This window comes from Kluyvera sichuanensis, from assembly GCF_014218705.1.
GTDB lineage: Bacteria > Pseudomonadota > Gammaproteobacteria > Enterobacterales > Enterobacteriaceae > Kluyvera > Kluyvera sichuanensis.
Genome location: NZ_JABBJF010000006.1, coordinates 224,269 through 243,613 on the forward strand (window position 1 = coordinate 224,269; position 19,345 = coordinate 243,613).

The 19,345-nt window shown below is 53.3% G+C and carries 19 protein-coding genes and 1 pseudogene; 9 read left to right on the forward strand and 11 right to left on the reverse strand.

The window, feature by feature from the left end; all coding sequences use genetic code 11:
* Position 1 precedes the first annotated feature (1 nt).
* The 3 genes from HII27_RS09890 to HII27_RS09900 all read right to left on the reverse strand — a co-directional run bounded on the left by HII27_RS09890 (position 2) and on the right by HII27_RS09900 (position 2,064).
* Positions 2-367 (reverse strand): glycerol dehydratase reactivase beta/small subunit family protein, encoded by a 366-nt coding sequence (locus tag HII27_RS09890; RefSeq protein WP_185667735.1) that lies wholly within the window; start codon positions 365-367, stop codon positions 2-4.
* A gap of 67 nt (positions 368-434) precedes the next feature.
* Positions 435-1,598 (reverse strand): 1,3-propanediol dehydrogenase, encoded by a 1,164-nt coding sequence (gene dhaT / locus HII27_RS09895; protein WP_185667736.1) that lies wholly within the window; start codon positions 1,596-1,598, stop codon positions 435-437.
* A gap of 37 nt (positions 1,599-1,635) precedes the next feature.
* Positions 1,636-2,064, reverse strand: a complete 429-nt coding sequence (locus HII27_RS09900; RefSeq protein WP_185667737.1) for a GlcG/HbpS family heme-binding protein — start codon at positions 2,062-2,064, stop codon at positions 1,636-1,638.
* Between the two features lie 392 nt (positions 2,065-2,456).
* Between HII27_RS09900 and HII27_RS09905 the strand changes: the two genes are divergently transcribed.
* The 6 genes from HII27_RS09905 (at position 2,457) to HII27_RS09930 (ending at position 8,648) form a co-directional block, all read left to right on the forward strand.
* Positions 2,457-4,124, forward strand: coding sequence for a propanediol/glycerol family dehydratase large subunit (locus HII27_RS09905; protein WP_185667738.1), 1,668 nt, complete (start codon positions 2,457-2,459; stop codon positions 4,122-4,124).
* 13 nt (positions 4,125-4,137) lie between these two features.
* On the forward strand, positions 4,138-4,728 hold the full coding sequence (locus HII27_RS09910) for a propanediol/glycerol family dehydratase medium subunit (protein WP_185667739.1): 591 nt from the start codon (positions 4,138-4,140) through the stop codon (positions 4,726-4,728).
* The gene (locus HII27_RS09915) at positions 4,725-5,156 is read left to right on the forward strand and encodes a diol dehydratase small subunit (protein ID WP_185667740.1); all 432 of its coding nucleotides are present in this window, start codon (positions 4,725-4,727) and stop codon (positions 5,154-5,156) included. Before HII27_RS09910 ends, HII27_RS09915 begins: the two co-directional genes overlap by 4 nt.
* A 12-nt stretch (positions 5,157-5,168) precedes the next feature.
* Positions 5,169-7,004, forward strand: a complete 1,836-nt coding sequence (locus HII27_RS09920; protein WP_185667741.1) for a diol dehydratase reactivase subunit alpha — start codon at positions 5,169-5,171, stop codon at positions 7,002-7,004.
* Positions 7,005-7,118: 114 nt separating this feature from the next.
* A complete protein-coding gene (locus HII27_RS09925; RefSeq protein WP_185667742.1) occupies positions 7,119-8,246 on the forward strand; it encodes an alkene reductase in 1,128 nt (375 codons plus the stop codon).
* A 30-nt stretch (positions 8,247-8,276) separates the two neighbouring features.
* Complete coding sequence (locus tag HII27_RS09930; RefSeq protein WP_223883187.1) at positions 8,277-8,648, forward strand: ArsR/SmtB family transcription factor; 372 nt, start codon at positions 8,277-8,279, stop codon at positions 8,646-8,648.
* Positions 8,649-8,668: 20 nt separating this feature from the next.
* Here the strand turns inward: HII27_RS09930 and HII27_RS09935 are convergent, their stop codons facing one another.
* Together HII27_RS09935 and HII27_RS09940 are read right to left on the reverse strand one after the other, a co-directional pair.
* On the reverse strand, positions 8,669-9,391 hold the full coding sequence (locus HII27_RS09935) for a hypothetical protein (RefSeq protein ID WP_185667743.1): 723 nt from the start codon (positions 9,389-9,391) through the stop codon (positions 8,669-8,671).
* Positions 9,392-9,496: 105 nt separating this feature from the next.
* A complete protein-coding gene (locus tag HII27_RS09940) occupies positions 9,497-10,402 on the reverse strand; it encodes a LysR family transcriptional regulator (protein WP_185667744.1) in 906 nt (301 codons plus the stop codon).
* A gap of 172 nt (positions 10,403-10,574) precedes the next feature.
* Here HII27_RS09940 and HII27_RS09945 point away from each other — a divergent pair, with 172 nt between their 5' ends.
* On the forward strand, positions 10,575-11,324 hold the full coding sequence (locus tag HII27_RS09945) for an SDR family NAD(P)-dependent oxidoreductase (RefSeq protein WP_185667745.1): 750 nt from the start codon (positions 10,575-10,577) through the stop codon (positions 11,322-11,324).
* Positions 11,325-11,393: 69 nt separating this feature from the next.
* On the opposite strand, the gene HII27_RS09950 is transcribed toward HII27_RS09945, so the two are convergent.
* Together HII27_RS09950 and HII27_RS09955 are read right to left on the reverse strand one after the other, a co-directional pair.
* Positions 11,394-13,322 carry a putative bifunctional diguanylate cyclase/phosphodiesterase gene (locus tag HII27_RS09950; RefSeq protein WP_185667746.1) on the reverse strand — a complete coding sequence of 643 codons (1,929 nt, stop codon included), beginning with the start codon at positions 13,320-13,322 and terminating at the stop codon, positions 11,394-11,396.
* A gap of 17 nt (positions 13,323-13,339) precedes the next feature.
* Positions 13,340-13,834 carry a molybdopterin-dependent oxidoreductase gene (locus tag HII27_RS09955; RefSeq protein WP_185667747.1) on the reverse strand — a complete coding sequence of 165 codons (495 nt, stop codon included), beginning with the start codon at positions 13,832-13,834 and terminating at the stop codon, positions 13,340-13,342.
* A 263-nt stretch (positions 13,835-14,097) separates the two neighbouring features.
* Between HII27_RS09955 and HII27_RS27125 the strand changes: the two are divergent.
* Positions 14,098-14,211: pseudogene (locus HII27_RS27125) on the forward strand (hypothetical protein); the annotation flags it as partial.
* A 100-nt stretch (positions 14,212-14,311) separates the two neighbouring features.
* Positions 14,312-15,181, forward strand: coding sequence for an MFS transporter (locus HII27_RS09960; RefSeq protein WP_223883188.1), 870 nt, complete (start codon positions 14,312-14,314; stop codon positions 15,179-15,181).
* 484 nt (positions 15,182-15,665) lie between these two features.
* Here the strand turns inward: HII27_RS09960 and HII27_RS09965 are convergent, their stop codons facing one another.
* The 4 genes from HII27_RS09965 to HII27_RS09980 form a co-directional block, all read right to left on the reverse strand.
* On the reverse strand, positions 15,666-16,028 hold the full coding sequence (locus tag HII27_RS09965) for a hypothetical protein (protein ID WP_053292487.1): 363 nt from the start codon (positions 16,026-16,028) through the stop codon (positions 15,666-15,668).
* A 271-nt stretch (positions 16,029-16,299) separates the two neighbouring features.
* The gene (locus HII27_RS09970) at positions 16,300-17,241 is read right to left on the reverse strand and encodes an alpha/beta hydrolase (RefSeq protein WP_185667778.1); all 942 of its coding nucleotides are present in this window, start codon (positions 17,239-17,241) and stop codon (positions 16,300-16,302) included.
* On the reverse strand, positions 17,228-17,722 hold the full coding sequence (locus HII27_RS09975; RefSeq protein ID WP_185667748.1) for a glutathione peroxidase: 495 nt from the start codon (positions 17,720-17,722) through the stop codon (positions 17,228-17,230). Before HII27_RS09975 ends, HII27_RS09970 begins: the two co-directional genes overlap by 14 nt.
* An 80-nt stretch (positions 17,723-17,802) precedes the next feature.
* Complete coding sequence (locus HII27_RS09980; protein WP_185667749.1) at positions 17,803-19,215, reverse strand: hypothetical protein; 1,413 nt, start codon at positions 19,213-19,215, stop codon at positions 17,803-17,805.
* Positions 19,216-19,345 lie beyond the last annotated feature (130 nt).

The window sequence follows — 19,345 nt, forward strand, 5'->3', positions numbered from 1 at the left end:
ATTATTCAACCTCGGTTAGCGGTAGCGTTTTCACCAGTTGGCCCGCGTTAGCGCCAAGATTACGCCACTGTGATTGGGTACTGGCGGCAGGAAGATGGCGCAGCGCACGGCCCGCCGGATATTGGGCATGGGTCAGCGCTACGTCGCCGCTGGCGGTCATGCCAATGCCGATACGCAGCGCTGAGTGCTGCGCGGCGTTACGTGCCAGCGCCATCGCATCGTCCTGTTCATCGCAGGGCAGCGGGCGGCACGGTACGCCCTGTTCCTCCAGCCCGAGACTTATCTGGCGCAGGGCTTCACTCCGTTCCTGCGAGGGGTGATAAAACAGATGCACTGCGGGTGATGCCGGGACGCCGGGATTTTGCATTGGGAACTCCACGCGGATGAACGCTAAAAAAAGCGGGCACGAGGCCCGCTGGTGGGGATAAGGTCAATCAGAAGGCCTGACGGAAAATCTCAACGATCTCTTTTTCGTTGCCTTTACGTGGGTTGGAGAAGGCGTTGCCATCTTTCAGCGCCATTTCAGCCATGTACGGGAAGTCGGCCTCTTTGACGCCCAGGTCGCGCAGGTGCTGAGGAATCCCGACATCGTTGGACAGGCGCGCGATGGCGTGAATTGCCCGCTCGGCAGCGTCCATGGTGGAGAGTCCTGAGACGTTTTCACCCATAAAGGTGGCGATATCGGCGAATTTTTCCGGGTTGGCAATCAAGTTGTAACGGCAGACGTGCGGCAGTAAAACCGCGTTAGCCACGCCGTGCGCCATATCGTAAAGCCCGCCCAGCTGGTGGGCCATCGCGTGAACGTAGCCGAGGTTGGCGTTGTTAAACGCCATGCCGGCGAGCAGGGAGGCGCAGGCCATGTTTTCACGGGCTTTCAGGTTGGTGCCGAGCGCAACGGCCTGACGCAGGTTGGTGGCAATCAGTTTGATGGCCTGAATGGCTGAGGCGTCGGTGACCGGGTTAGCGTCTTTGGAGATATACGCTTCCACGGCGTGGGTCAGGGCATCCATCCCGGTAGCGGCGGTCAGACCGGCAGGTTTGCCGACCATCAGCAGCGGGTCGTTGATCGACACCGACGGCAGGTTACGCCAGCTGACAATCACAAACTTCACTTTGGTTTTGGTGTTGGTCAGCACGCAGTGGCGGGTGACTTCGCTGGCGGTACCGGCGGTGGTGTTGACCGCAATGATCGGCGGCAGGGCATGGGTCAGGGTTTCGATACCTGCATAGCTGTAAAGGTCGCCTGGGTGGGTGGCGGCAATCCCGATACCTTTACCGCAGTCGTGCGGGCTACCGCCGCCGACGGTGATGATCATATCGCAGCCTTCTTTCTGGAAGACCGCCAGACCATCGCGCACGTTCGTGTCTTTCGGATTCGGTTCCACGCCGTCAAAAATAACCACCTCAATGCCCGATTCACGCAGATGTTTGACCGTCTGATCGACCGCGCCGTCTTTAATCGCCCGCAGGCCTTTGTCGGTCACCAGCAGGGCTTTTTTGCCGTTCAGTAATTTGCAGCGCTCACCGACAACGGAGACGGCGCCGGGGCCAAAAAAGTTCACATTTGGAACAAGGAAATCATACATACGATTGCTCATCATAAATCCTTAAAATAGGGTTGCGAAATAGTGTGAATTAAAGCTGTTGGAAATAAGTTAATGCCGCCATGGCTATTTCCATGTCCTGCTCTACGGTGCCGCCGCTGACGCCGATAGCGCCGATCACGTTATCGTTTTCAATAATCGGGAAGCCGCCGCCAAAAATAACAATGCGCTGCTGATTAGTGAGCTGCAAACCATAAAGCGACTGGCCGGGTTGTACGCATTCGGTAATTTCATGCGTGGCCTGTTGTAAGCAGCATGCGGTCCAGGCTTTATTCAGTGAAATCTCGCAGCTGGTAATAAAAGCCTCATCCATCCGCTGCATCAGCAGCGGGTTTGCGCCGCTATCGACAACGGAAATAACAACCGGAACATTGATTTCAATCGCTTTCTTCTCGGCCTTTGCCGCCATGGCTTGCGCCATCGCGAGGCTTACGGTGGCACGGGATAGACTCTTTTTCATCAGAACTCCTGAACGCATCAGCAGATTGTTAATGGATGTGACGTTAATTTAATAAAACTTTAATTCATGATGGATTAATAGCCTGAAATGACGTTAATCCTTTGGTGTTATTTTTGCCTTAAAAAATATTAAGTCAATGGAGTGATAAATAACCAAAGATGGATATTTGTGGCGTTGTTATGGCTATTTTGATTTGGGTGCGGTCGCGTATCACATTTGCTTATTTATCGGCATTATTGGGTTTCACACTGAAACGCATTAAATAAATAACGTCTCAGAATGGAACGTTATTTATTTAATTTTTTTCTGACCGCGAGCCCTTTAAGTTGCCGGTAACTCTCACCCGTAGCCAACGCGCGGGTGCCATTTTTACACTTACGAGCCTGAGCAATATGAGACGATCAAAACGATTCGAAGTCCTCGAAAAGCGGCCGGTTAACCAGGATGGCCTGATTGGAGAATGGCCCGAAGAGGGGCTGATAGCGATGGAAAGCCCGTGGGACCCACCCTCCTCGGTAAAGGTTGAAAACGGCCGCATTGTTGAATTGGACGGTAAACCCCGGGCCGAGTTTGACATGATTGACCGGTTTATCGCCGACTACGGCATTAACGTGGCGGAAACGGAACGCGCGATGGCGCTCGACGCCTTAACCATTTCGCGCATGCTGGTGGATATCAACATCAGCCGCGCCGAGATTGTGAAAATCACCACGGCGATCACCCCGGCGAAAGCGGTCGAAGTGATGGCCCATATGAACGTAGTGGAGATGATGATGGCGCTGCAAAAAATGCGCGCCCGCCGCACGCCGTCGAACCAGTGTCACGTCACCAACCTGAAGGACAACCCGGTACAAATCGCCGCCGATGCGGCAGAGGCGGGGATCCGTGGCTTTTCCGAGCAGGAAACCACCGTCGGGATTGCCCGCTACGCGCCGTTTAACGCGCTGGCGCTGCTGGTCGGCTCGCAGTCCGGCCGCCCGGGGGTATTAACCCAGTGTTCGGTAGAAGAGGCAACGGAACTCGAGTTGGGGATGCGCGGCTTGACCAGCTATGCGGAAACCGTGTCGGTGTACGGCACCGAAGCGGTGTTTACCGACGGCGACGACACCCCGTGGTCGAAAGCCTTCCTTGCCTCGGCCTACGCCTCGCGCGGCCTGAAAATGCGCTACACCTCAGGCACCGGTTCCGAGGCGCTGATGGGCTATTCCGAAAGCAAATCCATGCTGTATCTGGAGTCGCGCTGCATCTTTATCACCAAAGGCGCGGGCGTACAGGGGCTGCAAAACGGTGCCGTGAGCTGTATCGGCATGACCGGCGCGGTGCCGTCGGGCATTCGTGCGGTGCTGGCCGAAAACCTGATTGCCTCAATGCTCGACCTGGAAGTGGCCTCCGCCAACGACCAGACTTTCTCCCATTCCGATATTCGCCGCACGGCGCGCACCTTGATGCAGATGCTGCCGGGAACCGACTTTATCTTCTCCGGCTATAGCGCGGTGCCGAACTACGACAACATGTTCGCCGGGTCGAACTTCGACGCCGAAGACTTTGATGATTACAACATTTTGCAGCGTGACCTGATGGTCGACGGCGGCCTGCGCCCGGTGTCGGAAGCAGAGACTATCGCCATTCGCAATAAAGCGGCCCGCGCCGTGCAAGCGGTATTCCGCGAACTGGGGCTGCCGCCAGTCAGCGATGAAGAGGTCACAGCAGCGACCTATGCCCACGGCAGTAAAGACATGCCGCCGCGCAATGTGGTGGAAGACCTCAGCGCGGTGGAAGAGATGATGAAGCGCGAGATTACGGGGCTGGATATCGTCAAGGCGCTGAGCGTAAACGGTTTTGATGATGTGGCAGACAATATTCTCAACATGCTGCGCCAGCGCGTTACCGGGGATTATCTGCAAACCTCTGCCATTCTTGACCGCGACTTTGAAGTGGTGAGCGCGGTGAACGACGTCAATGATTACCAGGGCCCAGGCACGGGCTATCGACTCTCCCCGGAACGTTGGGAAGAGATTAAGAACATCGCCACGGTGATCCAGCCGGACAGCATTGAGTAAGCGGGGCAATAGCATGGAAACAACACAGAAAAAAGCGCCGGTATTCACCCTGAAGCTGGTGGAGAGCGGGACGGCACGCGTCGGTGAACGGGCCGATGAAGTGGTGATTGGCGTGGGGCCAGCGTTCGATAAGTTTCAGCATAAAACGCTGATCGACATGCCGCACAAGGCGATCATCAAAGAGCTGGTGGCCGGGGTCGAAGAAGAGGGGCTTCACGCCAGAGTGGTGCGGATCCTGCGCACCTCAGACGTCTCGTTTATGTCCTGGGATGCCGCCAACCTCAGCGGTTCCGGCATCGGTATCGGCATTCAGTCCAAAGGGACGACGGTGATTCATCAGCGCGATTTACTGCCGCTCAGCAACCTTGAGCTGTTCTCCCAGGCGCCGCTGCTGACCCTCGAGACCTACCGCCAGATTGGCAAAAACGCTGCCCGCTATGCCCGCAAAGAGTCGCCATCGCCGGTGCCGGTGGTCAATGACCAGATGGTCAGGCCGAAATTTATGGCCAAGGCGGCGCTGTTTCATATCAAAGAGACCAAACATGTGGTGCCGGATGCCAAACCCGTCACCCTGAATATCGAGATTATCCGGGAGGAGAAATGACCGCTTATACCACGATGACCGCCGCGGATTACCCGCTGGCCACCCGCAGCCCAGAGCGTATTCAGACCCCGACCGGCAAACCGCTGACCGATATTACGCTGGAAAACGTGCTCGCCGGGAAAATTGGGCCGAAGGATGTGCGTATTTCGCGTGAGACCCTGGAGTATCAGGCGCAGATTGCCGAGCAGATGCATCGCCACGCTATCGCCCGCAACCTGCGCCGGGCGGGAGAGCTTATCGCCATTCCCGATAGCCGGATCCTCGAAATTTATAATGCGCTGCGCCCGTATCGCTCCACCGTGGAAGAGCTTCTGGCGATTGCCGATGAGCTGGAAACCCAGTACCAGGCGACGATCAACGCCGCGTTTATCCGCGAGTCAGCCGAGGTTTATCGCCAGCGCGATAAGCTGCGCAAACAGGACGTATAGGGGCAGCAGACGATGACATTGATTGCGGGCATTGATATTGGCAACGCCACCACGGAGGTCGCGCTGGCGGAGCTAACCGACCAGGGGAAACGCTTTCTCTCCAGCGGCATTGTGTCCACCACCGGCACCAAAGGGACGCGGGATAACATCAGCGGCGTAATGGCCTCGCTTCAGCAGGCGCTGGAGAAGGCGGGCAGGCATCAGCGAGAGGTGACGCGGGTCTGTCTTAACGAGGCCGCGCCGGTGATTGGTGATGTGGCGATGGAAACCATTACCGAAACCATTATCACCGAATCAACGATGATTGGTCATAACCCGCAAACGCCAGGCGGCCAGGGGCTGGGGGTGGGCACCACGGTTCGTCTGGCAAACCTCGACGCGCTGACGCCTGACCAGTACGCCAGCGGCTGGATCCCGTTGGTGGACCGCGAGGTGGATTTTATGGACGCGGCCTGGCAGTTGAACGAGGCGCTGGCGCGCGGCATTAACGTGGTGGCGGTGATCCTCCAACAGGATGACGGGGTGCTTATCCATAATCGTCTGCAGCGAACCCTGCCGATTGTCGATGAAGTCACGCTGATTGACCAGGTGCCGGAAGGGGTGCTGGCGGCGGTGGAGGTAGCACCCACCGGGCAGGTTATCTCGCTGTTGTCGAACCCCTACGGCATCGCCACCTGGTTTCATCTCACCCCGGATGAAACGCGGATGATTGTGCCGGTGGCCCGAGCGCTTATCGGCAACCGTTCGGCGGTAGTGCTCAAAACGCCACAGGGGGACGTGAAGTCGCGGGTGATTCCGGCGGGGCATATTACGGTGTGCGGTGAGAAGCGCAGCGTTCAGGCCGATGTTGCCAGCGGCGCCGAGGCCATTATGCAGGCGGTTGCCGGGTGCGCGCCGATCCGCGATATTCGCGGCGAACCGGGCACTCATGCCGGGGGGATGCTGGAGCGGGTGCGCCAGGTGATGGCATCGCTTAGCGGCCACGGCGCCGACGAGGTGTTTATCCAGGATTTACTGGCGGTGGATACCTTCATCCCGTGTAAAGTCCAGGGCGGGCTGGCCGACGAATTCTCGATGGAGAATGCAGTGGGCATTGCCGCGATGGTGAAATCCGACCGCCTGCAAATGGAGGTGATTGCCCGCGAACTGGGCCAGTGCTTAGCGACGCAAGTAGAGGTGGGGGGCGTGGAGGCCAATATGGCGATTACCGGTGCGCTAACCACGCCCGGTAGCGACACGCCGTTGGCCATCCTCGACCTCGGGGCAGGCTCCACGGATGCGGCAACGATCAACGCCGCCGGGCAGATCAACGCCGTGCATCTGGCAGGGGCAGGCAATATGGTCAGCCTGCTTATCAAAACCGAGCTTGGGCTCAGCGACCTGCACCTGGCGGAGGAGATCAAAAAGTACCCGCTGGCTAAAGTAGAAAGTCTGTTTAGCCTGCGCCATGAGAACGGCAGCGTGGAGTTTTTCCGCGAGCCGCTCAGCCCGGCGGTATTTGCCAGGGTGGTGTATATCAAAGAGGGCACGCTGGTGCCGATTGAGGGCCAGACCTCGCTGGAGAAAATTCGCCTGGTCAGGCGTCAGGCGAAAGAGAAAGTGTTTGTCACCAACTGCCTGCGGGCGCTGCGGCTCGTCTCCCCCGGCGGCAATATTCGTGAGATTGCGTTTGTCGTGCTGGTGGGGGGCTCGTCGCTTGATTTTGAGCTGCCACAGCTTATCACCGATGCTTTATCACACTACGGTGTGGTGGCCGGGCAGGGGAATATTCGCGGTACGGAAGGGCCGCGTAATGCGGTGGCGACCGGGCTGGTTTACCGTTGCGCATCTGAAGCATCGTTGCAATAAATCCAAATATCGAAATATATAAATATTGCAATATATCGATATTGAGAATAGGCTTTGTTCCATCATCGGCAGGCAGCGTTGCCTGCCAGAGCGTCTATCAAGATGGAATATGTCATGGAAAATACTGCACTTTTTACCCCGTTAACCCTAGGGGCTTTCACGCTGAAAAACCGCATTGCGCTGCCGCCGCTGACGCGCTCACGCAGCAGCCAGCCGGGTAACGTTGCCAACGATCTGATGGCGGAATATTACGCACAGCGCAGCAGCGCCGGGTTTATGGTCAGCGAAGGGACGCAGATTGAACCGCGTGGTCAGGGCTATGCCTGGACGCCGGGTATCTACACGCCAGAGCAGATAGCGGGCTGGAAAAAAGTCACCGAACGGGTGCACCAGCAGGGCGGCGTGATTTTTGCCCAGCTCTGGCACGTGGGGCGGGTTTCTCATACCTCTCTGCAGCCGGGAGAAGGCGCGCCCGTGGCGCCGTCGGCGATTCCGGCGACCAATGTGAAAGTGTTTATCGAAACCGGGCCGGGTACAGGGGCGCTGGCAGAGCCGTCTGCACCGCGTGCGCTGAGCACCGATGAAGTCCGTGAGCTGGTGGCGCTGTACGCGACCGCCGCGCGCAATGCGATGGCGGCGGGCTTTGATGGCATTGAGCTGCATGCCGCCAACGGCTATCTGATTAACCAGTTTATGTCGGTGCATACCAACCAGCGCGACGACGTCTACGGTGGCTCGCTGGATAACCGACTGCGTTTTCTGCGCGAAGTGACTCAGGCGGTGATTGGGGTTGTCGGCAAAGAACGCGTTGGGGTGCGCTTTGCACCGCTGTTCGAAAGCACATCGGAAGACCGTGTTTACCTCGGGCTGGTGGAGCCGGACCCGTTTACCACCTATATCGAAGCAGCAAAACAGCTCAACCAACTGGAGATTGCCTATCTCTCCATCGCCGAAGCGGACTGGGATAATGCGCCCGACCTACCGGCAGAATTCTGCCGTGCGCTGCGTGAGACCTTCGACGGGGTGCTGATGTATGCCGGGAAATATACCGCCGAGAAGGCGACGCGGATGCAGCAAGCCGGGCTGGCGGATTTGTTCGGTTTTGGCCGTACGTTTATCGCCAACCCGGATCTGCCCGCGCGTCTTGCCAACGACTGGCCGCTGAACCCGGCGGACCGCAACACGCTGTTTGGCGGTAGTGCTGTCGGCTACACCGACTATCCAACGTACAGCGCGAGCTAAGTGGTCTGCGGGCGGCATCCGTCGCCCGCATTGACATTTAACGGCGCGCTGCCTAATGTACCGTCCAACTCCATTACCGTAACCAGCCTGATGCCGCTAAATACTGACGATATTCTGAAAGCGATTTCCAACCCGACCCGCCGGGAGATCCTGCACTGGCTGCGTGACCCCGCTGCGCATTTTGCCGGGTATCCGCATCTGCTGGACCCGCAGCAGGACGGCGTCTGCGCCAGCTTTATCCAGGAGAAAACGGCGCTGTCGCAGCCGACCATCTCTTCACACCTCAGCAAGCTGCAAAAAGCCGGGCTGTTGACCAGCAAAAGAGTCGCTACCTGGACCTATTTCAAGCGCAACGAACAGGTTATCGCTCAGTTTTTGAGCGAGCTGGAGCAGTCGCTGTAAGCCATATTGTTATTCGGGGATTAATCGTTTTTGATGCTGCTCATAAATCCCCATTTCGTATTCAGCGAGCAAAGATAGCTCACCGGGAGTAAATTGATTTTCTGGTCGACAAATTTGCCACGGCTAATCGACTTTTCAATATCGGGCAGCAGAAACACGATCTTCATGTTGCTGTAGGCCAATGATTTCATATCCTCGGCGTTGGATAAACCGCAGATAAAGGCGTTAAATGCCGAGCCTTCATCTCTTAATAATTGGCTAATATTTAAGGTCAGTATCTCGAGGTCAAGGGAGGAAAACCCGGTGGCGGATAAATCCTGTAGCCTAAAGTCAGGTGCAAACCGATAGGTTAGTGTATTGCCGTCAATGGTGTAACTCGAGAGCACAAAGTTGATCTTTTTCTTACTGTTATAGTTGGATATTTCGCCAACATTAAACAACCTGCCGATGCTGGATTGAGATGCTGCTTCGATGCGTATTAATGCCTCAGGCGTTTGCGCCCGGTATTTTTGCGACTCGCTATAATTAATATAACCCTTGATGCCAAAGAAGATTGCCAGCCACAGCAGTGGCGCCAGCACCAGTCCGCTGATGATTTTTACCATTAATCGCGTTTTATTCCGGGTGCTTTCGCTTTGGGTGAACTCAAGCCATTCGGTTTTCTTTTTATTCAATAACCATTTTCGCTTAGCTTTTTTTAGGTTGTACTCTTTCTCCCACTCTTGTTCCTGTTTCTGATTCATTGAATAACCCTTCAGCCAGCAGCGATAGGGGCTATTTTATATTGAATTGAGATATTTCTAATATGGCGTTTATCTGATAATGCCTGACCATTCTGGCGCCTAACGCTACACGTTGAGCGCCGCCGGGAAGGCCTCCTGCAGCCAGGTGGTAAAAACCCGCAGCCGCGATGGAACATAGCGGTTCTGCGCGTAGACCACGTGGAAAGGATAGGGTGCCGGACGCCACTCGCTTAAAATCTCCACTAACTCCCCGCTGGCTAACGCCTGGCGCAGCGAATAAGAAAACGTCTGCACAATGCCGAGACCCGCCTGGGCGGCGGCGATGTGGGCGTTGCTCTCATTGATGCCGAGGTGGTGCTCGGCCTTTATCTCAATCGGTTGACCATCCTGCCTAAAGCGGAACGGGAACGCTCGCCCGCTGGCTGGCGATAAATAGCTGATCAGCCGATGCCCGTTCTTCAGTTCGTCCGGATAAGCGGGCGTGCCACAGCGTTTAAGATAGCCGGGGGTGGCGCAGGTGATGAGCGCCGCTTCGCCAAGTTTTCGGGCGATAAGCGTGGAGTCTTCCATCGGCCCGCCGCGAATTGCGCAGTCGATATTGCCGCCGATCAGATCCGAGGGTTTATCGGCGACCAGCAGGTCGATGCGGATGTCCGGGTAGCTGACCATAAACTCGGCCAGCAGCGGAATCAGCACATCCCGCGCGGTGGAACCGCCAACGGCGATGCGCAGATGGCCTTTGGGCTTGGTGCTGGAGGTGTTAAACGCGCTATCGATCGCTTCCAGATCCGCTAAAAGCTGACGTGCCTTTTCATAGTATTCCAGCCCTTCCGGCGTGACGGTAATCCGCCGCGTGGTGCGCTGCAGCAGGCGAGTGCCGAGATGAGCTTCCAGCAGTTGAATCGTTTTGCTGAGGGTAGCATTCGGCATGTTCAGCGAGTCCGCCGCGCGGGTAAAGCTGTTGGCCTCGACCACGCGGGTAAAAACTTTGAGGGCTAGAAATTGGTCCATTATTCGATTTTCTCCGATAATCGGTTGCCATTATTCATGCAGGTGAATAGTGTTTTTCATTTTGCACTATTTTTCTGCCCCTGTGATGCACGTTAGAGTGATTTCCGAGCTTAGCAGTCAGTTAATCGCTGCAACTAAATGATTCTATTAACCTATTTTAAGGATGTGCATCATGAGCAAAAAATTAGCGGAGAAAATCGCATTGGTTACCGGCGGTAGCACGGGGATTGGCCTGGCTTCGGCACAGGAACTGGCCGCGCAGGGCGCGAAAGTGTACATCACCGGTCGTCGCCAGGAAGAGCTTGATGCCGCAGTGGCCTTAATCGGGCCGTCGGCGAAAGGCATTCGCGCTGACGCCTCCGTCCTGAGTGACCTTGATACCGTGTTTGCTACCATCGCCAGTGAATCGGGCAGACTGGATATCTTGTTCGCCAACGCCGGTGGCGGCGACATGATGCCGCTGGGGGCGATTACTGAAGAACATTTCGACCGTATTTTTGGCACCAACGTGCGCGGCGTGCTGTTCACCGTGCAGAAGGCGCTGCCGCTGCTGACTCAGGGGGCGTCGGTTATCCTGACCGGTTCAACCGCCGCGGTGAAAGGGACCGCTAACTTCAGCGTGTACAGCGCCAGCAAGGCCGCGGTGCGCAATCTGGCGCGCTCATGGGCGCTTGACCTGCAGGGGCGTGGTATTCGGGTGAATGTCGTCAGCCCAGGCCCGGTCCGCACGCCGGGTCTCGGCGGACTGGTGGCGGAAGAACATCGACAGGGGCTGTTTGATGCGCTGGCTGCTGGGGTGCCGCTGGGCCGTCTGGGGGAACCGGAAGAGGTGGCGAAAACCGTCGCTTTCCTGGCTTCCGACGACGCGAGCTTTATTAATGCCGCAGAAATCTATGTTGATGGCGGGCTGGCGCAGATTTAATGGCGAACGTGCGCCGGGTTCCGTACGGGCCCCGGCGTCGCGTTGCTCGGCCGGGCTACGTTACACGCACTATCCGTAGCGGATCCTCCCATCAACATAAGGTTGAGGCTTACTAAACAGATAGCCCTGCGCGAAGTCACATCCCAAAGCCTGAAGGTTTTCCAGTTGCTCCTGCGTTTCAACACCTTCTGCCACCGCCTTCATGTTGAGGGATTTCGCCATTCCGGTGATGAGCTTGATGATATTCAGGGCGTCTTCCTGCGTCGATATCGAATGGACAAAGGACTTATCAATTTTGATTTTATCGAAGGAAAGCCGGCTCAACCGCGCAAGGGAAGAGTAGCCGGTGCCAAAATCATCGATGGAGATTTTCACGCCCAGGGCTCTGAGTTTGTTAAGGGTATTCATCGGCGTACTGCTCTCGGTAAAGAGGGCAGATTCGGTCACTTCCAGTTCAAGACGATCGGCCGAAAGCCCGGTCTCTTTCAAAATGGACAGTACGATTCCCACAAAGCCTTTGCAGCTCAACTGCACCGGCGAGACGTTAACTGAAATTTTAGCCGGAACCGCCCAGAAGGCCGCTTCCCGACAGGCCATTTCGAGCACCAGCTTGCCCATCTCGTTAATCATGCCTGTTTTTTCAGCAACCGGAATAAAGCTATCCGGCGACATAAGACCTTTACGCGGATGAATCCAGCGAATAAGGGCTTCATAGCTGTAAATTTCCCGGCTGAACGAGTCGACAATCGGTTGGTAATAGACCACGAACTCTTTATTCGCTAAGGCCAGCGCCATATCGTGCTCAAGCGTTCTGGTTTCCTGCAGCTGGTCCAGCATGCGTTGGCGGAAGACTTTTATCTTCCCGGTACCGGCATTTTTCGCTTCATAGAGTGCCAGATCGGCGAACTTGTAAAGATAGTCGGAGCGGCGTTCAGTGTCTGAGATAACAATACCCACACAGGTGGTGATATTAATAATCGCGTTATAAATCGTGTAGGTCTGGTTAATGACATCGCATATTTTCTGGGCGCGAGAAACCGCGCTGCTCTCCGTCAGACCTCGCGCGAGAAAGGCAAATTCATCGCCTCCCAGGCGATAAAGCGTATCCGAACTAAATTTCAACGACATCAGCCTTTCGGAAATCTGCCGTAATAACATATCCCCGGCATCATGACCGTAGGTGTCATTGATCTCTTTAAATCGGTCTAAATCAAACAGCATCACCGTGACCGAGTCATGGTACTTTTCCGCGATCTCGATAGTGTTATTTAAATTCCACCAGAATAGCTGACGGTTGTTCATCTCGGTAAGAGAGTCATGGTAAACGTCATACTCTAGTCTGGCATTCTGGGTTTGTAGCTTTTCTTTCGACTTCTGCAGCTCTTCTGCCAGGCTCTTAACCTGACGGTGCGCCTTGAGGATATTTCTATTCTGCACAAAGCTCAGCATACCGAGGATGGCGCTCAGTATTATCAGCAGTACGGACGTCGTGGAATACACATAGTACAGGGTCTGAATTTTGAGGTTGGCGATATTCACCGAGTTAACGTCTTTGTCTAATGCTCCGGATGAAAAACGACTGAGCGGTACATCAAGCTTATGCATGGTTTTCAGATAAGCCTGAAGTTCTGGACGATTCATAGTCTCAAGATGAACGTCCAGATATTTAAGGGTGTTTTCAAGCTTCAGGGCCAGGTCACTATGCGCTTTATTGCTTTCAATATAATGCGCTAAATCACCTTCTTTTAGTAAGTCGCTCTGGCTGAGCATGATATCGAGGCGAAGGCGCACCTCATCGAGCGTCATCGATTCATCGATAGCGTAAAGACCGACCGATGACTCAAATCGATAGTATTCAGATACCACCTGCGCGGCAGACCACGAGTTGGCGTAGTGCGTCAGACTCTGTAGCTCCTGTTGCCTCTCATGCACCAGGTAAGAGACATACCCGGTAGCGATAAAAAGGGAGAAGATAATGCCAGCCAGTATTCTGTTCATAATGCTTTTCTGAACCCTTACTCAATACTCATTCTGCTGACCTGCCATGCTGACCTTGAATAATAGACCTGGTTATTCAGTTCAGGGATGCTGTCATAAGGATACACAATGAATAATGGGCCTTTGTCGCGGATACGCATATATTCTCCGTTGACTTTAACCGCAAGGATAACATTGTATTTTTTGAAATCACTGAGTGGGATAATGGTCGTGTAGTCGTTGAGCGCCGTGACTTTTACTACAGACCCTTTTGCTCCGACGTAGTCCATCAGCTTTTGCAGTGGTATACCCGTAAAGGTTGTACGGCCATTATACCAGGGCGTGGTGGTCTGGAAGGTGACGGTGCCCAGTTTCTCAAGGCTGGCGAGATCAAAAACGGCTTTCCCGTCTGCATTTTTATTCTCGATATTACCGGACATCGTTAAAAGCACCTTGCCGGTGGGTTTGGCAAGTTCCCCCGCCCAGGCCTGCGTGGCGACGACAAAGCTTAACAACATGACAATTAACCGCATTTTACTCTCACCTCTCTACCGGATGTTGCAGAAGTATAATTTAGTTATCCTGTCATTTATATATGTTGCGTAATTATTAAAGTAATAATTTCAGTCATGCATTAAGTGATTGGAATCAATGCGTTGGGGAGTTTTTATTTTTTAAAATTGATTGAAAAAAGTTGATGCTGCTATTTGAAGCAAGATAAATCTTATTGTTGTTGGGTGAAAAAAGAACGACTGACGCTTCAGGGTAAATAAACACATACTAATAGAAAGGTTTATTTTCCGAGGAAAACTATCATGTGGCTGTGACCTACCCGAATGACGAAGAGTATGAACGCCTTTCTAATCCTTACGTTTTCCAGCATGTCGTTGAGGTTTTCTCACCACTTTAATTCTCTTTCCGGGTAACCAGTCGGTAACCCGAAATTACCATCTATTTTCGGTCAACTTTTACACTGGCATGCTTCTCCTACGACACTTACCATTGTGTATATGCTGTCGATGCTACCCAGCTTTATTGGCAGCGTCTGGGGCGAGATACTATGTAAGAGAACGTCACCACTGCGGATCCTGATTTTTACCGAAATATCGGGTCTGTTTGCGCTTGTTTTTCCCATATATGGCTTGCTGCATCATCATGTACCGGCGTTGCTGGTCGTGCAGTGCATAGAGGCTCTGCTCAGCGGCTTAAGCTACCCGGCGCTGACGTTACTATTCAAACGCGGATTGCGCCATGATGAACTCCCGGCTGCAACGGCCATGGAAACCATCATTTTTGCTTCACAGGTGTTGTTGGGGGCTGGCCTCGGTGTTTTGCTTTTTGGCCTGATTCCTCCGCTGTATCTGCTTGCCATTGATGCGCTAAGTTTTACGGCTTCTGCGATTCTGCTTATGATGTCTGCCGCTTTTTTTTGCGGCGAAGCACACCGGTCAACAGAGGCTACGCCGGTCAGACGGGAACCCCTCTGGCGTGTCATATCACCCTTGCAAAAAAGAAGTATTATGCTGTTACCCGCGCTTGCCGCGGTGGGGTCACCCGCAATGGCACTTTTACCTGCACTGGCACAAGAAATAAGGCCTGAAGATTCTGCCGGGCTGGCCTTGCCGCTACTTTTTGCTCGAAGTCTTGGTCAGCTCTGTGGGCCGCTGATGCTTGATGCCAGTAAATTGCAGCAGTATGCCGCTAATAATAGGTTGTTGTTGACCTGTCTGAGTTTATTTATTGGAAGCTATTTTTTATTACCACTCTCCGCCGGGTATCGATACATCGGACTGGTTCTTATCTTCGGTGCACATATGGCATCGAATATTGTATTTGCTTTGGGTACGTTTGGTATTTTGAGGAACTTCCCACAAACCTAGGTGGCAAAAGCCAGTGCGATGTCATGGCGTGTGCAGGTACTGACCGCCACTGTTTTCACCGGTATAACCAGTGCAATGGCGCAATACTTTGGCGCATTTTACGCACTTTATTGTATGTCGCTGTTCAGTCTGGTAGCCGTCGGCGTTTTACTCTGGTTGAACAGAACGAGAGCACTAAATAAAGCGAACCAACGCCTTCGAGAGTAGAGGAAAGCCTGCTCCCCTGGTTAGCTTTTATCTCCCTGAGCATTCATGAGGTATGCCAAATCAGATGACGCACGCCTAAAAGCGATGAGGTTAGGTAACATCATAAACAAATCTGCCGACCATTGGTTGGCAGATTTGTTATCACCAAAGGTCCGCACCTGGCACTCAGCGAGCGGATAAGATAGCTGAGCTTAAGGTCCGTTAAGAGCGAGAAACGGAAGTTCTCAATGGCTTCCGCTGTCCATGGTTCATCTTAATTAGCGGGAGCGAGTCATGGTTAGTCTGCATAGCTTTTCAGAAAGTCTTCTTCAGAAAGAGCTAGGTCATTTTTTATTAAAAATTCCAATAAATTATACTGAGCCTCTATTCGGTGTTGGCGGAGCGCGCCCATTTTCTGATTAAGAAGTATGTTTTTTATCAACTCTCGAGTGACTACATGCCGAGGGTGCTTTTTTAAGTCAGCAATCCATTTTGGCATTTTATCATTAATTTCCTGCTGTCTTTTTTTTGGCAGCGAATCTATCCCGCCGCCAGCGCCTGGGAACATTACTCTTTTAGAGTGTTCCAGTTCCTCAAATACGTTAGTTAATTTTGTTAATGCATTACCAAGTGCGATTTGAGAGAAAATACCAAAGACCATGTTTTCTGCCTCATGTGGAAACTGTTCGGTCAAGGAAGGAGCTGGTTCATAATATGCTAATTCTAGATTGGTATTGATATCAAAGAATATTCTTAGCAAGGCAAACGAGCATAATTGAGATCTTGTTAAATCACATCATTCAATTATAGAGCATAGGACGAATGTATCGACCTCGCTGCTTAATGCTGTGCAGGCTTATCAAGGTCCGCTTCTGGCACGAAGCAAATCCTATGTGAGCGGGGGTTCGTCCGCCGAGGGCAAAAAACAGCCGTCATTTTTCGGGAAAAGGTGAGTTGTGGATCAGGAAATGCTCAATCGAGCCAATTAAACCGGGAGCTAAGGTGCTCGTTGGTTCAGCGTATGAAGCGATATTCACCTTGCGATCGTCCGAAATCACCGCTTTCAACACATGGTTCATATTGGGCAATATCACCAGGGACGCTTGAGGATTCGCGGCCTTAAGCAACCTTGCATCCGCTTCTTCCACCTGGAGATCGCGTTGCCCTTGTAGCACTAACACGGGTTTGGAAATACTCGAAATGAGATGACCCGGATTATATGAAAACGCATTGATCAAAAACCCCTGAACCGCAGGATTAAAGAGACTTTGCAATGCTGGATGCATATTCGTTATATCGACTCGCTGCCGATGCTCCAGAGCATCAATTATCGGCAGTGCCTGCTTTAATAACATTTCATTTTCGGGATTAGCGCTAAGTTGCTGCCTCAACACTTCGCCCATGGGTCTCCCGGGCGTTGCGATAAGAACCACGCCGCACACATCCTCTTCTTGAGCCGCGGCAAGTGCGACTATGCCTCCTTCGCTGTGTCCTAAAACCCAAATGTAGGGAGTGTGGATATGGTGTCTCAGCACGTTTACCCAGGCATGAACGTCGTCAACATAGTCAGCAATCGTCACCGCATTGGCATCCTCTACGGCCATTGCGCTAGCGAACATTCCACGTTTGTCGATACGAAGCGTTGCAAAGCCTTTTGCAGCCAGGCCTTCAGCCAGAAGTCGGTAAGGCGATGCATTTACACCAAGCGGGTTGTTTCCATCCCGATCTGTCGGCCCGGAGCCAGGAACGATAAGCACAGCGGCATTTGGTTTTGAATTTGGGGTGAGTAACGTACCTTTTAAAGGGCCTTTTGGCCCTGCGGCATCCAGGACCGTTTCGGAAAATGCCGCCTGACTCCCATCACTTACCCCCATTAACTCCCAGCGCTGCAACAATCGCCGCCTCCATTTTCTCCGGCGTTGTAAATGGCGCAAAACGCTTAAGCGGCGTACCGTCGCGTCCGATCAGAAACTTAGTAAAGTTCCATTTGATTCGTCCACCCAGCACACCGGGTAATTCGTCTTTCAGATAATGAAACACCGGGTGCGTCGCACTGCCGTTGACCTCGATTTTCTCGAACATTGGGAAGCTCACGCCATAGTTGATGTGGCAGGTCTGCGCGATATCGTCGGCGCTGCCGGGTTCCTGCTTGCCAAACTGGTTGCAGGGGAAGCCCAGTATCACCAGACCCTGCGTGGCGTACTTTTTGTAGAGCGCTTCAAGGCCAGCGTATTGCGGCGTGAAGCCACAATGGCTGGCAGTGTTCACTACCACAACCACGTTGCCTGCATAGTCGTCCATGGTGATAGGTTGCCCTTGCAGGCTGGTGGCGGAAAGTTGATAAAAGGACGTCATGACGGGATCCTTAGCGCTGAGCGAGTGGAGGGCGGGTCGTCAAAGGCCCAACGTATAAAGCGTTGAGCCTTGATGATTATTTAACGTACCACGCTGACATTTTCCAGTTTTACCGGGCTTTCCGGCTGGTCGCCTACTTGTTGAGTCAAGGGAACGAACAGGTTGAGGTCCTGCAGCCAGGCGAGCTTTTCAGCGCTGCTCTTTTGATTGTCTCTGGAGGAATGACACGCGACGAGCAGATATTTACCGCTAAATTCAGGGGCAATGCTGTTCGCCTCTCCCCCCGTCGTGACGTCACAGCGCAATGTTGAGGCCGTGACTTTCTTATCGGCATCAATATCATCCCATTGCGCCTGGTAATGTTGACCCGCCGCTAACGGGAAGCGCAGATCCGTTTGCAGCGAGTTAAGCACTGAGGCGCCGGTGCTGATAGACATAGTAAATTTCAGCTGCAGCTGATTGGCCAACGTTAAGCGTTGCACCGTCCAGATACCATAATCCTCAAGCTTGCGGAGATATCCATCCGGCTGTGCATCCAGCTGGACCTTAATCTTGCCGAGGTCGCTGCTCTGGGTATAGCGAATCTGTTTAAAGCGCGGCAGCGCCCAGGGCTTAATCAACGACTGTACCTGGTGCTCAATATTTGCCGACAGGGGATATTTGTTCAGCCACTGCGGATTATTATTGCTCAGATCCGGCATGGTCGGCCCCATCAATGTGGACGGCTTCTTGTTTGCGGCGGGAACAAAGCGCCCTTCGGCGGTGAAGGTTTTTCCTGCGGGGAGTTGGCAAAGCTGCTCGAAGCGCTGCGTCATTTTGGCATCGATAGGGAAGCTGCTTTTACGGCGAAGGATATCCGCAGTAATAAGCGAGTCGGTGACGCGACCTTCGCTGTCGAAATTCATGGCAGCAGCAGCAGCGCCCTGATGGGTTTCGCAGTTATAGAGGTAGCGCTCAACTTTTAACACCAGCGGCGCATCATAAGGCGGCTCCCAGGTAATATCGGCAAAGTCATAGCCCATGTTTACCGATAAAATATCGTCGGTGCGCTTAATGCTATTCACATCAACAAGTGCAGTCATACCGCTCTCTGACGTCGCGGATAATTTTTCCCATCGCGCTGCTTTTACCGGTAGCTGGCAAACCGTGCGAATATCTTCAGCCTTCATCTGTGGGGCGTCCTGCGCTGGCGCATAATGAAGATAGCTATTGCCGTAGAAGCGCGCCTTGGTTAACCCTTCTTTATTCAGTAGATCCTTATAAAGAAGCTGTGACTTACCCTGTTTGCAGTCAACGGAGCGCCATTGCTGGGCGGTGTTACCATTATCGAAGGTTAACGACACCATAAAATTCACCCGATCGTTAATTCTGGTGATGGACAGGGGATTGGTGCTGCTGCTGACCAGTACGGGATTATCAGCGGCCTGAACGTAAGAAAAGGGGGTAAGCACCAGAAAGGCAAGAGGGTGAATAAAGGGGCGTACGCGAGACATACATGTTCCTTCACATATTAATTAAGAAATAAATATATCGGCATCAAAGGAAAAATGATGAGTTCGATTGGGTCGTTACCTTAGAGAAAAACAGCTATCAGGTAAATCGTAAGAGTCGGTATTTAAATTA